We start from the raw sequence: 14633 nt of genomic DNA on the forward strand, positions 1-14633 counted from the left end.
AAAAGCACCTATACTTATTAAAATAGTACTTTTATTTCAAGGTTTTTCATTTTTTTCATTTAATTTAATATATCTTCTTAATATACTAATCATAAGCACATTATTTAAACTAGAAAATTTTATTTATGTATAAATTCTAACCCTACAATTCCATAAACCCTTCACCTAAAACTTCTCTAACATCACTTACTGTAATAAATGCTTTTGGATCAATTTCCTTTACTATTTTCCTTAAAGAAAATATTTGTTTTTGAGATACAACTATAAAAAGCATATTACGTTCAACTTTAGTATAAACTCCACTCCCCTTAATAATTGTAGAGCCCCTTTTAATTTTACTAGCCACTGCTTCAGCTATTTCTAAAGAATGATCTGATATAACTAAAGTTGCTTTAGAAAAATTCATTCCCTCAAGCATTGTGGATATCACCTTAGATACTACATAGACAGAAACTAAGGCATACATCGCTTTTTCAAATCCAAAAACTAAAGCACCTATTAATATTATAGTTGAATCTATAAATAACATTATCTTTGATATGCTGATATTAGGAATTTTATAATTAATAATGGTAGCTGCCATATCTGAGCCGCCTGTGCTAGCAGAGGCTCTAAGAACAAGTCCTACTCCAACTCCTATAGATATTGCCCCATAAATACAAGAAAGAAATAAATTTTCATGAGGTAATATTTTAGGTATAAGTTGTGTATACCATAGAGCAAATGAAAAATATAGAGCAGCAAACATGGATTTAGCCCCAAACTTAAATCCCCTTTGCTTAATGCTTATTAAAAATAATGGCAAATTAACAATAATGTTACTCAGCCAAAGAGGAATTCCAAAACCAATTACACTTTTTGTAATATACTCTATAACAATAGCAAGGCCCGCTAAGCCTCCAATTACTAGGTTAGATGGAAGCAAAAATTGGTTTACCCCAAATGAAGCTATACTAACCCCTAACATAATCAGCAAATAATCCATATACTTTCTTTTGGTAAGATTATTATAGTTCAAAAGTATCCCCTCCTAAATTTTTATGCACTAAATTATAAATTCATTATTTCATATGATATTCTAACACCTATTTTAATCAAAAACAACCGTACAGAGCCCTTAGTTTTATGTAGAATTTTAAACTACTCTTAAAACTTAATCATTATCTTGTGAAAATAGCCACACAATAAATATGCACGCAAAAACAAGGGATACCTTGTATGTGTACCCCTTGTTAGATATACTCTTATTAAATATATATTATTAGAATATTTCCCCAATAGTTTTTGCTTGTAAGAATAATAATAAGTAGTCAGCTCCACCTGCTTTAGAGTCTGTTCCTGACATATTAAATCCACCAAATGGCTCAACCCCAACAAGAGCCCCTGTGCATTTTCTATTAATATAAAGATTACCAGCATGTAATTCTCTCTTAGCAACTTCTATCTTAGATCTGTTCTTAGAGAAGCATGCTCCTGTTAATCCATAAACCGTTCCATTAGCTATAGCAATACCATCTTCGAAATCTTTAGCCTTAATAATAGCAACTACAGGTCCAAATATTTCTTCTTGAGCTATTCTAGCATTTCTATCTACATCAGCTATAACTGTTGGAGCTATGAAATATCCGTTTTCCCCAGCTTTTTCTCCACCAGATAAAAGTCTTCCTTCACCTTTTCCTATTTCAATATATTCTAAAATTTTGTTATAAGCTTTGTCATCTATAACTGGAGATACATTTACACCGTATTCTCTAGCTGGACCTACTTTTAATTTCTTTGTCTCTTCAGCAACTTTAGCTACAACTTCATCATATACATCTTCTACTATGATAGCTCTTGAACAAGCTGAACATTTTTGTCCTTGAAAACCAAATGCTGAAGCTACAATAGCTTTAGCTGCTGCATCCAAATCTGCTTCGCTATCAACTAATATAAAATCTTTTCCGCCCATTTCAGCTACAACACGTTTTATCCACTTTTGCCCTGGAGCTACATCTGCAGCCATTTTATTAATTCTTAATCCAACTTCTTTAGATCCTGTAAAGTTTATAAATCTAATTTGTGGATGAGCAGTTAAATAATCCCCAACAGCTCCTCCTGGTCCTGGTAAGAAGTTAACAACACCCTTTGGTAATCTGATTTCTTCTAGAACTTCCATGAATTTTCCAGCTATTAATGGTGTTGTGCTAGCAGGTTTCATAATAACAGTATTACCTGCTACTATAGCTGCTGCAGTCATACCAACTAAAATTGCAAGTGGGAAGTTCCATGGTGCAACTACTAGTCCTACCCCAAGAGGTATGTATCTACATTCATTTAATTCGTTAGGAATAGGAGTTATTTCCATTCCTTTAGCATACTTAAGCATTTGTCTTCCATAATACTCTAAGAAATCAATTGCTTCTGCAGTATCAGCATCAGCTTCTGCCCAGATCTTACCTGCTTCTTCAACAAGTAGTGCTGAGAATTCATGTTTACGACGTCTTATAATTGCTGCAGCATTAAATAAATAGTTAGCTCTTTCTGAAGGACAAACATTTTTCCAAGATTCAAATGCAGTTGTAGCAGCTTGAACAGCCTTTTCTGCAAGCTCAGTAGTTGCTTTTGCAGTTGTTCCAAGTACTTCGTTAAAATTAGATGGATTCTTAGATACTATTTTCTCTTCTGTATCAATCTTTTCTCCATTTATAACAAGTGGATAGTGTTTCCCTTTTTCACTATCAATTAGCTTTAAAGCTTCTAACATTGCTTTTTGATTTTCTTCTAAAGCAAAATTAGTAAACGGTTCATTTTTGTAAGGCATTAACATTCCATATTCCCCCATTCAACATTTTGTAAATTTTACCCCGTATAAATTAAATAATAAATTTTATTAAAGAGAGTTCTTAGCTTTAGAGGAAATCTTTGCTCCTCTGAAGTTTAGAAATCTTTTTTCATAAACATGAACATTTTTTCATTGATTAAAGATAATATCCATTGTAGTAACCAATAACAATCAGTTACTTATGAATTTAAATATAGTATATTATATTTATACTTAATAATCAACTAAAATCTATGATTCCCCATGTTAAGCTTAAGACAAAGCCACCCTCCTTAAGACCCCTTATTTTTCCTTAATTTTTATATTAACCCATATAATATTATATAAAAACCACATAGTAAAGGTTCTCTATTTCTTATATTCCCTGTATTTTTTCATTTATCTTAAATTTTTTTTCACATATAATAAATGCAGAAAAGTGGCTAAGTTCTAAAAAAAACTTAACCACTTTGTTAAAAACCTTAATAAGTTTATATAAATTTAACTATTTTTAAATACTTTTAACACTATAAATTTATTTAATTTAGTTTTAAACTAACTAATTTCATATTTTAATCCTTATTATATAGGTCATATATTCTACATACTAATTTTTCCCGTTACTAAAAATCCTATCATTGCAACAGCTATAATTGTTATTAGAGCCATAGCAATCTTATCACTACTACTAATCTCCTTATTATTTTCCTTCATAGATCTTATATATACATATATACCAACAGCATATAAAATAATAGTAAGTCCTAAATAAGTAATTCCTATAGCATAAATAACATAGATTGTATATATTGTTGCTATTATAGATACAAATTTATCAGCACTAGTGAAGCCTTCTGTAAAAGAAACCTTTAGCCCATATATTGCAGAAAAAAAGTATGGAATTACTATAGAAGTTGTAGCGATACTGTATATAACAAAATAAGCTTTTTGAAAGGAACTAGATAATAATGCAAGTAAAAACACTTGAGTACATAAAGTTGTTACTATAAGTGAATTTTTAGGGGTTCCATTATTATTTAACTTTCTAAACCATTTTGGCATACTTCCACCCTTTGCAACTAAATAAGGAATTTCAGCTGCAAGCATAACCCAACTAATAAAAGCCCCTATAAGAGACACTATTAAGCCTAATTTTGCAATAATAGCACCAGATGATCCAATCATTGTGTGCCCTAAAAGAGATGCAAAAGGAGTAACTGATTCCCCTAATTCTTTAGGTGTAACAACTCCCATAGCTATTATGCTAACAAACATATATACAATTAATGTAGTAATTAGACTAATTATAATTGCCTTTCCTACTATTTTTTGTGATTTTGCTCTCTCAGATAAAACAGCTGCTGCTTCTACTCCTACAAAGCTCCACAATATAGTGCCCATAGATTTACTAATCTGAGATAATATATTAGTAGCTTCTCCTGTTGATGCTAATACAGTAGTTGGTTTAGGAACAAAAAATATTTCACTTTTAAATACAAATATACCTAGTATAATAGCTAAAAATATAGGAATTAACTTTGCTACAGTTACTATGGAACTAATAATACTAGTATTTCTAGTACCCCTTATTTGAATAAAATATACAATCCATAAAAATGCACTTCCTAATATAAAAGAACTTAAAGAACTAAGTCCTCCTATTAAATCGCCTATAGTTTTAAATAACAATACGATAAAAGCAACATTACCAAGCCAAGCACTTATCCAGTATCCCCAAGCAGAATTAAATCCAGCAAAATCACCAAAACCAGCTTTTGCATAAGTATATATACCTCCAGTAAGTTCTGGTTTTTTATTTGCCAGCATATTAAAAACAAGAGCAAGGCCTATAACACCAATTCCTCCAATAACCCATGCAAATACAACTACTTGAGGATTAGCTACCCGTATTAAATCTGTAGGACTGTTAAAAATACCTCCACCTATCATGGATCCTATACCAATTAAGACTAACATCCATAATCCTAACTTATCTCTCTTTGCCATATGCCTCTCCTTTTCTTTTGTATAAATTTCTTCAAATTCTCATGTTCAACTGTAATGACTTTTAACTCTAATATTATTGTTTACATATATATGCTTATTATTTATAGATTTTAAATCTAATTATGTTAAATCACTGTTTTTAATATAACTTTATCCATTATATTAAGATTAACTACTTAAATTTGTTTAAATTACTTTAAACTAGTTGCAATTGGTTTAAATTCTGTGTATTACGTTTAACTATTTAAGTTTATTTAGGTTTATTTAAATTAATTCAAATATGTAATTATATGGATTTAGCTTAATATATACTAAAGTATAGGTATAAAATTACTTTCATTTCAAAGACTAATATAATAAAATAGACTTATACTGTTTTACAGTTATCCTTTTAAAAATTATAGCAAGGGAGTGAAATACATGGATTACAAAAATATGTATAACAATTGGTTAAACAATCCATATATTGATGAAAGCACAAAAGAAGAATTAAAAGCTTTAAAGGATGAAAAAGAAATCGAAGACAGATTTTATAAGGAATTAGAATTTGGTACTGGTGGACTTAGAGGAAAACTTGGTGCTGGAACAAATAGAATGAATATATATAATATAGCTAAAGTTACACAAGGATTAGCTTCATTTATATGTGAAAATGGTGAAGAAGCAAAAAATAGAGGCGTTGCTATTGCATACGATTGCAGACATTTCTCAAAAGAATTTGCTAAAACCGCAGCCTTAGTTTTATGTGCTAATGGTATAAAAGCATATTTATTTGAAGAATTAAGACCAACTCCAGAACTTTCATTTACAGTAAGACACCTAAATACAATTGCAGGTATAGTAGTTACTGCAAGCCATAATCCTAAAGATTATAATGGTTATAAGGTTTATTGGGAAGATGGTGCACAGGTTTTATCTGAAATTGCAGACCCTATATTAGAAAATATACTTAAAATAAAAGACTTTGAAGAAGTTAAAAAAATAGAAGAAAAAGAAGCCTTAGAAAGTGGATTACTTACCATAATAGGTGAAGAAATTGATGACATCTATATATCAAAGGTTAAGGCTGTTGCCCTAAGAGATAGTGAAGATGAAATTGATAAAAATATAAAAATAGTATACACACCTCTTAACGGAACAGGAAATAAACCTGTAAGAAGAGTTTTAAGCGAAAGAGGATTTACTAACATAACAGTAGTACCAGAGCAAGAAAACCCTGATCCAGACTTCACTACAGTAGGTTATCCAAACCCTGAGGATACTAAAGCATTTAAATATTCAGAAACACTAGGAAAGAAAATAGGTGCTGAACTACTTATAGCTACAGATCCTGATTGTGATAGACTTGCTATAGAAGTTAAAGATTCTAAAGGTGAATATGTTCCATTTAACGGAAACCAAACAGGAGCTATACTTATAAATTATATTGTAAGCAGTATGGCAGAAAAGGGTAAGCTTCCAGAAGGCGCTGCTATAGTTAAATCCATAGTTACAGGAGACTTAGGAAAAACCATAGCAAAATCTTTTGGTGTAGAAACTTATGAAGCACTAACAGGATTTAAAAACATTTGTGGACAAATACCAATGTTAGAAAAGAACAATAAGAAATTTATATTTGGCTATGAAGAAAGTATAGGATATGTAGCTGATACTTTCGTAAGAGATAAAGATGGAGTTATGTCAGCAATGTTCCTTTGCGAGGCTGCTGCTTACTACAAAAAACAAGGCAAATCCCTAATAGATGTTTTAAACGAAATATACGAAAAACACGGATACTATAGAGAAAAACAAATTTCTCTAGTATTAGAGGGTATAGAAGGTAAAGAAAGAATAGAAAGAATGATGGCAGGATACAGAAAAGATTTCCCTAAAGTTATTGGAAATGCAAACTTAGTTAAATACACTGACTATAAAGTAGGAAAATCCTTTGATTTACTTACAAACAAAGATAGTTTAAGTGAAATACCAACTTCAAATGTGTTAAAATTCTTCCTAGATGACGAAAGCTGGTATGCTGTAAGACCATCTGGTACAGAGCCAAAAATTAAACTTTACCTATACTCAAAAGGTTCAAGTTTAAAAGAATCAGATGAAAAAATTGCTATGATGGAAGAAGTAGTTTTAGGCAAATTAAATTCCATAGAATAATTGTTTATACGAGCAATTGTTTATAACAAATATTACTAAAATATGGTGCATTCATTGTGCCATATTTTACTTTCTCTTCAGAAAATATTAAGATAATTCAGACTCTATTTTCATTGATTTTTACATAAGAATAATCTTATAATAAATATATTCAATCAACTGGTTGATCAAATACGCTAATTTAATTGTGAAAGGGGTTTAATTATGAAGTCCAATGGTAAAAATAGCTTTATATATGTAATTTTAATATCAAGCATTATATGTTTCTTTCCTTTTTTATCTGGATGTTCCACAAAGAAATCCAGTGCGGATAAAACAGCGGAAAGTGAAAGCTTAATTCCTGTTGAAACTGCAAAGGCTTCTTTAAAGGATATTAATGTTACTAAAAACTATGGTGGCAATTTAAAGCCTGTGCAAGAGATTCCCGTTCTCCCTAAAATACCTTCAAAGGTAAAGAAAATTCATGTTAAGGTGGGAGATAAGGTTAGCAAGGACTCTCTTCTTATAGAATTAGACCCTAGTGATGTAACTCCTCAAATTAAACAAGGAGAAGTTGCCTATAATTCTGCAAAGGCAACTGTAGATTCTACTTTAAAAAAGATAGCTACTTTAAAAGAACAGAAAAAAACACTCACCTCCCAAATTTCCACTTTAAAAAATGCCCTATCAAAGATAGAAGGAAATAAGGGAGGTATAGATAAAGAACTTTTATCTCTTCAAAATAAAGTAGAAAATGGCACCCTATCTCCTGTAGACTTTGAAACCATTAAAAAATCACTAAATGAAAACTCTATTAAACTAGCTTCTGAGTATGCAAACTTAAAAGCAAAAGAAAAGGCATTAAGTGAAGGATTAATTAAAATAGAAGGTGCCCTAGCTTCTATGCCTACAGATGAGACCGTTTTAAATGCACAATTAAATCAAGCTTCTGTAGGTCTTGAAAATGCAAAAACTGCCTTAGAAAATTTCAAACTAAAGTCCCCTATTAATGGTATTGTATCTAATGTTAATACTGTAGAAGGCTCCATGGCAGCTGCTCAAATGCCTCCTATAACTATTATAGACCACTCATCACTTTTGCTAGATATAAATCTTTCAGAAAAAGACGTAAAAAAAGTATCTAAGGGCCAAAGTGTAACTATTACAACTTCTTCTGAATCTAAAGATAATATTATAGGTACTATAGAATCTGTATCTCCAACTATAGATAATAGAACTTTAAGTTACCCATGTAAAATTAAAATCTCTAATAATAATTTAAAACCAGGCACCTTTGCAAGTGCAAAAATAGTAACGGAAAGCAAGAAAAATACCCTCTCTGTTCCTCGTGATGCTGTAATTCATGATGAAAATGGTTATTTTCTATTTACCACAGATGATAAAACAGTGAAAAAAATATTAGTAGAAACTGGCCTTCAAGATGAAGAAAATATAGAAATTCTATCTGGTATTTCAGAAGGCACTAAAGTTATTACTAAAGGTGTTGAATACTTAAAAGAAGGAGACAAAATAAAAGTCATTAGAGGTGATAAATAATGAGAATTTCTGAACATAGTATAAAAAGACCTGTTACCACTCTTATGATAGTCTTTGCCGTAATTATTTTAGGCTTTGTTTCCTTTAGTAAACTTAATATAGACCTTCTTCCAAATATTAACCTTCCCTATGCTATGGTATCTACAGACTATAGTGGTGCTGGTCCTAAGGAAGTAGAAAATATTGTTACTAAAAACTTAGAGAGTGTATTATCTACAGTTGCAAATATAAAAAATGTAAACTCTATTTCCTCAGAAGGAAGATCCATGATTATCCTTGAATTTAATCAAGGCACAAATATGGATTTTGCAACCTTAGAAGTTCGTGAAAAACTAGATTTAATTAAAAAAATGCTTCCAGAAGGTGTAAGTTCTCCTATGGTATTAAAACTTAATCCTAATATGATGCCAATTATGAATATTGCAGCTTATCATAAAACCAAAGGCCCCATGGAGCTTAAATCTTGGATTGAAAACACCCTAAAACCTAGAATAGATAGAATAGAAGGTGTGGCATCTACTAGCATTACTGGTGGCTTAGAAAAAGAAATTTCAGTTTCCCTAGATCCATATAAAATGGCTTCTAAAGGATTAAGCACTACAAACGTAGTTAATGCTCTTAGAATGGATAGCATAGACCTTCCAGCTGGCATTATAGAAGATGGAAAATATAATCTTATACTTAGAACTACTGGAGAATTTACAGATATAAAAGATATTGAAAGTGTGAAAATCCCCTCTCCTGCTAGAGGTGTTAATATAGAGTTATCTGAAATAGCTTCAGTAAAGGAAGATATTAAAACTAAAAATGTATATTCTAAAGTAAACGGAAAAGATAGTATAGGAATTTCTATACAAAAAGAAAGTAATGCAAATACAGTAAAGGTGTCTAAGGCAATCAATGAAGAAATAGCAAAAATTTTAACTGAAGAAAAGGATGTTAGTATAAAAAATATATATGATCAAGCCCTTTTTATAAATCACTCCATTGATTCAGTAAAAAGCAATGCTGTAGTTGGTGGAATTTTAGCTATATTAATACTTCTCTTCTTCCTAAGAGATTTAGCTCCAACTATTGTTATTTCAGTTTCTATACCTATTTCGGTTATCGCCACCTTCATACTAATATATTTTGCAAAAATAACCTTAAATATGATTTCTCTTGGAGGTATTGCCCTTGGAATAGGAATGCTTGTAGATAACTCCATAGTAGTTTTAGAAAATATCTATAGGCTAAAAAAAGAAGGTCTCTCTACCCTTGAAGCTGCAAAAAAGGGAAGCTCAGAAGTTGCCATGGCAATTATAGCTTCAACCCTTACTACAATTTGCGTATTCCTTCCTATAATATTTGTAGAAGGAATAACCGCAGAACTATTTAAACAATTAGCTTTAACAGTAACTTTCTCCTTAGTATCTTCTTTGATCGTAGCACTTACCCTAGTGCCTACTCTCTCATCTAAATTATTTAATAAAACTAGAGGAGAGAAAAAGAATAAGATTATAGAAAGGCTAAAAATATCCTACGAGAAACTTCTAATTAAAAGTTTAAATCATAAAATCTTAATATCAATAATTGTTATATCTACCTTTGCCCTAAGTATTTTATCTTTGAAAATCATAGGAACAGAATTTTTTCCTTATGCAGATCAAGGTCTCATTAATATTTCTGTAAAACTACCTAAAGGAAGCACTTTTGAAAGAGTAAAGGATAGTTTGCAAAGTGTAGAAAATAGGCTTAAAGGCATAGATGAAATTGAACTATTATCCTCTAATATTTCTAGTGGTCAAATGAATACTTCTTCAAGTAATGGAAATACAGGAAATATAGATTTAGTATTAAAAAATAAAAAACATAGAAAAAGAAGTGATACTGAAATTGCAGAAGACATTAGAAATAAATTATCTAATATTGCTGGGTGCAAAATTAAAGTGAACACCTCTGGAAATATGTTTGCAGGACCTGGCAGTGGAAATTCCCCTATTACTATTGAAGTTCAAGGGGAAAATATGGACACCCTAAATAATATAACCAATGATTTAATGAAAAAAGTAGAAAAAATAGAAGGGGTAAGAGAAGTTCGTTCTAGTTTTGAAACTGGCTCTCCTGAATATAAAATAGCTATAGACAAGGATAAAGCAAGTGCCTATGGTTTAAATACTGCTATGATTTCTACAGAAGTTCAAAATCAAATTAAAGGTGTTACAGCAACTAGATATAAATTTCAAGGAAAAGAACTAGATATTAAAGTTAAAAGAGCAGATAGCCAAGAAAAAATAAGTAAAAAAGACCTTGAAAACCTCTTAATACCTTCTCCTCTAGGTACCAATGTACCTCTAAGTTCTATTGCAAACTTTAAAGAAGAGATTGGATTAGCCTCTATTAGTAGAAAAAATGGAGATAGAATGCTTAGCATAAACTTTTCTATAAATGATAGAGCTGTAGGAGACGTTTTAAAAGAAGTAGAAAATATAACAGAAAATCATAAGTTACCTGAAGGTTATTTTATAAAACTCTCTGGTGAAAGTGAAGAAATGAAAGATGCCTTCTCCAACTTAAAATTAGCCTTAATATTAGGCATAATCTTAATATATATGGTTATGGCATCACAGTTTGAATCCTTATTATATCCTTTTATAATAATGTTTACAGTACCACTTGCTATAACCGGAGCTTTCCTAGGTTTATTTATAGCAAGAATTCCTTTAAGCGTACCAGGCATACTAGGAATAATTGTATTAATGGGAGTTGCTGTAAACAATGGTATTGTCCTTGTAGACTACATCAACACCTTAAGAAGCTACGGATTAAATAGAGAAGAAGCCATAATAAAAGCTGGTCCTACAAGGCTTCAGCCTATACTTATGACTACCCTTACAACAGTTTTAGGATTACTACCACTAGCCCTTGCCATGGGTGAAGGAGCTGAAATTGAACAACCCCTTGCAGTAACCCTAATAGGAGGACTAACATTTTCAACCATACTAACCCTATTTGTAGTTCCTGTAATCTATATATTTATGGATAATCTTCAAAATAGGGTAAAAACCATTTTTTCTAAAAATAACCTCTAAAATAAAATGACTTATAGCCTATTTTAAAAAGATCTATAAGTCATTTTTTATTTAGCTTTGTTAGACATTTTTGTCCATATGATGGTTACGCAATCACCTATGAGCAAGTTTTAGAATTTCATTATTTCTGTAGTAAATATCACGTTAAGAAGTTTTAATGTTTGAGCATAGCGAGTTTTAAAACTTTAGTGATATTTACGGAAGAAATAATAGAAATTCTTAACGTAGTGAAGTAGTGATGAAGTGACTTTCATATGGACATTTTCCCCTAACAAAGTCTTATTTGAGTCTTACTCCATTTTGTACCCAACACCCCATACAGTTTTTATGTATTGGGCGTTTCTTGGGTCTTCCTCTATTTTTTCTCTAAGCCTTCTTATATGAACCATTACAGTATTTCCCGATTCAAAAGAGTTTTCATTCCACACTAATTCATAGATTTTATCTGTGCTAAAGACCATTCCCTTATTATCAGCTAAAAGTTTTAAAATATTAAATTCAATAGGAGTTAGCTTTATCTCCTCCTCATTTTTCTTTACTTTATGTCCATCTAAATCTATCTCTAATTCACCTATGTTAATTAGATTTGAATTCTTTTTAACAGGATTATTATTTAAGACCTTATAACGTCTAAGTTGAGATTTTACCCTAGCCATAAGTTCTAAAGGATTAAAAGGTTTAGTTAAATAATCATCAGCCCCTGTAGATAATCCTAATATTTTATCCATATCTTCACTCTTAGCAGATAACATTATAATAGGGATATTATTCTCTTCCCTAATTTTCATACAAGTATCTATACCACTTAGTTTAGGCATCATAATATCTAGTATAATTAAGTCTACCTTCTCAGTTTTTAAAAGCTCTAAGGCTTGTAATCCATCCTCCGCCTTTAAACATTGGAACCCATCATTTTTAAGATATATTCCTACTAAATCTCGTATTTCTTTTTCATCATCAACAATTAGTATATTATTACTATCCAAAAAAATCACCCTTTACTTTTTATACAATCTAACATTAAAGGATACCATATCTCCATTTAAGTTTGCCCATATGTCTCCCCCATGCATATCCACTATACTTTTAGCTATAGCAAGTCCAAGTCCACTTCCACCTGTATCTGAGTTCCTAGACTTATCTCCCCTATAAAATCTTTCAAATATCTTATCTAATTCTTCTTTAGTTATGCCATTACCACATAAATTCTCAACAGTGATTATAGTGCTTACACTTGTATCTTCACAAAGTATACTTATCTTTTCCCCACTAGGACTGTATTTTACTGCATTACTTAAAATATTCTCAAAAACTCTTGAAATTTTATCCCCATCCACATTTATTATAACTCTTTTATTTCCCATATTGTCAAGAAACTCTATATTTTTCTCCTCAGCTGTAGGGGAAAGCTCCATAATCAATTGTCTTATAAGTTCATTTATATCGATTTCTCTTTTATCTAAACTTAAACCTTGATTATTCATCTTTGTATATTGAAATAAATCCTCAATTAAAATCTTTAATTTCTCTGCTTTATTATAGGCAATATTTAAATATTCCTCTCTCTCCTCTTCACTACTGTACTTTTTATCTTTAACTAAACCCATATATCCCATAACAGAGGTAAGAGGAGTTCTAAGATCATGCGATACATTAGTTATAAGCTCACTTTTAGTCTTTTCAGCTAATCTCTCATTTTCTATCTTTTCTTTTATTTCTCTCTCCATATAATTTATATCAGAAGCTAATATAGCGAGTTCGTCATATCCCTTAACTTCTACATTATACTCTAAATCTCCCTTTGAAATTTCCCTCAAAGAATTAGATATATACTCAATATACTCTATTTTTTTCTTTGTAATTGTTAAAAACACTAATATAAATATTATAAAAGATACTATGGCAGAAAAAAAAGCACTAGTTCCTGTATAAGTTACTTTTTCAGTACCATGTAAATTTTTTTCGTAAATTAAGTAATAATTATCCTTATTTATTGTAATAGGGTAAAAACTATAAAAAGTTTTATTATCTGAACCATTATCATAAGCCTCTCCATTATACTGAAAATTATTAACTCTAGTTCTGGACATCTTCCCTATTACACTATAAATATTGATTTTTTCTGAATAAGTTTCACTAGATGAGAACTTAACATTTCCCTCTAAATCTGTTAAAAAAACATTGGCATCATTGTTTAATATTTGTCTACCTATCTTTTGATTCAAAACCTTTTCTGAAGAAACATACTCTTCTATGCTTTTTATTATTTTTTCCATAGACTCGTTTCCCTTTATAGATTTTGAAAGTATCTGCTGCATATCTTTTATATAATATTCATTATTATTTCCATTATTATTTCCATTATAGTTTACTACACCATAAATACTTAAAATTTCCTCTATGTGCGAAGAAGTAAAATTAGATTTTAAATTTTCTATGAGTTCATTTATTCTTTCTTTATTATCATTATATATATCTTCAGGATTTTTTGAGGATATATCCATAAGGCTTGACAAAAGTTGCCTTACATTATTTTCCTCAGATATTCTATCTTCGTTATAAGTTATATAAGTGTGTCTTGATATTTTATTTTTTAAAAAATCATTTAATAAATTAAAAGAAAAAACAGATATCATTAGACAAATTAAAGTTACAGCTAAAAGTTCAAGCCTTAAACTTGTTTGTATCTTAGATTTTTTATCTAAATAAAACCTAATTATCTTTTCTTTTAATTTCTTTATTCTTCGCTTTTTCTCTTTTGGTGGTTTATTTTTTCTACCAAATATTCTTCTTAATATCATAATATATCCTCCAATAAAGGCATTATTGTTAAATTCACATTACTCGCTTTTTACTTTAAACTTTTTATAAGTTCTAATTTGTAACTTTAGTATTTATCTATTAACTTAAAAGAGCCCCATATATAATTTACATAGGTTTATTAAATCTTACATACACATTGTAACATCATTTTATTAATAAAAACCTCTCTATTTTCTTAAAATATCTTAAGAAAATTTAAAAGGATAGGCAAAAAATTGCCTATCCTTAAGATAACTTTATATACT

At 30.0% G+C, this 14633-nt stretch carries 8 protein-coding genes; 3 read left to right on the plus strand and 5 right to left on the minus strand.

The annotated features are described in order from the left end of the window. Nucleotides 1-142: 142 nt before the first annotated feature. The 3 genes from FNZ64_RS02725 to FNZ64_RS02735 all read right to left on the minus strand — a co-directional run bounded on the left by FNZ64_RS02725 (nucleotide 143) and on the right by FNZ64_RS02735 (nucleotide 4810). Nucleotides 143-1018: a YitT family protein gene (locus tag FNZ64_RS02725; protein WP_243129178.1), complete on the minus strand. Its 876-nt coding sequence runs from the start codon at nucleotides 1016-1018 to the stop codon at nucleotides 143-145. A 243-nt stretch (nucleotides 1019-1261) separates the two neighbouring features. After that, nucleotides 1262-2809 carry an L-glutamate gamma-semialdehyde dehydrogenase gene (gene pruA / locus FNZ64_RS02730; RefSeq protein WP_142413336.1) on the minus strand — a complete coding sequence of 516 codons (1548 nt, stop codon included), beginning with the start codon at nucleotides 2807-2809 and terminating at the stop codon, nucleotides 1262-1264. Nucleotides 2810-3403: 594 nt separating this feature from the next. Beyond that, on the minus strand, nucleotides 3404-4810 hold the full coding sequence (locus FNZ64_RS02735; protein ID WP_142413337.1) for a basic amino acid/polyamine antiporter: 1407 nt from the start codon (nucleotides 4808-4810) through the stop codon (nucleotides 3404-3406). 420 nt (nucleotides 4811-5230) lie between these two features. On the opposite strand from FNZ64_RS02735, the gene FNZ64_RS02740 reads away from it, so the two are divergent. The 3 genes from FNZ64_RS02740 (at nucleotide 5231) to FNZ64_RS02750 (ending at nucleotide 11565) form a co-directional block, all read left to right on the plus strand. Beyond that, a complete protein-coding gene (locus FNZ64_RS02740; protein ID WP_142413338.1) occupies nucleotides 5231-6958 on the plus strand; it encodes a phospho-sugar mutase in 1728 nt (575 codons plus the stop codon). Between the two features lie 204 nt (nucleotides 6959-7162). Next, a complete protein-coding gene (locus FNZ64_RS02745) occupies nucleotides 7163-8494 on the plus strand; it encodes an efflux RND transporter periplasmic adaptor subunit (protein WP_142413339.1) in 1332 nt (443 codons plus the stop codon). Beyond that, on the plus strand, nucleotides 8494-11565 hold the full coding sequence (locus FNZ64_RS02750; protein WP_142413340.1) for an efflux RND transporter permease subunit: 3072 nt from the start codon (nucleotides 8494-8496) through the stop codon (nucleotides 11563-11565). The genes FNZ64_RS02745 and FNZ64_RS02750 overlap by 1 nt, the downstream gene beginning before the upstream one ends. Before the next feature lie 290 nt (nucleotides 11566-11855). Here FNZ64_RS02750 and FNZ64_RS02755 read toward each other — a convergent pair whose 3' ends face one another. Both FNZ64_RS02755 and FNZ64_RS02760 read right to left on the minus strand, forming a co-directional pair. Beyond that, nucleotides 11856-12551 (minus strand): response regulator transcription factor, encoded by a 696-nt coding sequence (locus tag FNZ64_RS02755; protein ID WP_142413341.1) that lies wholly within the window; start codon nucleotides 12549-12551, stop codon nucleotides 11856-11858. A 12-nt stretch (nucleotides 12552-12563) separates the two neighbouring features. Beyond that, complete coding sequence (locus FNZ64_RS02760) at nucleotides 12564-14366, minus strand: sensor histidine kinase (RefSeq protein ID WP_142413342.1); 1803 nt, start codon at nucleotides 14364-14366, stop codon at nucleotides 12564-12566. Between the last annotated feature and the right edge of the window lie 267 nt (nucleotides 14367-14633).

Origin of the sequence: Hathewaya massiliensis (assembly GCF_902143515.1) — a bacterium.
In the GTDB taxonomy this organism is placed as follows: domain Bacteria; phylum Bacillota; class Clostridia; order Clostridiales; family Clostridiaceae; genus Hathewaya; species Hathewaya massiliensis.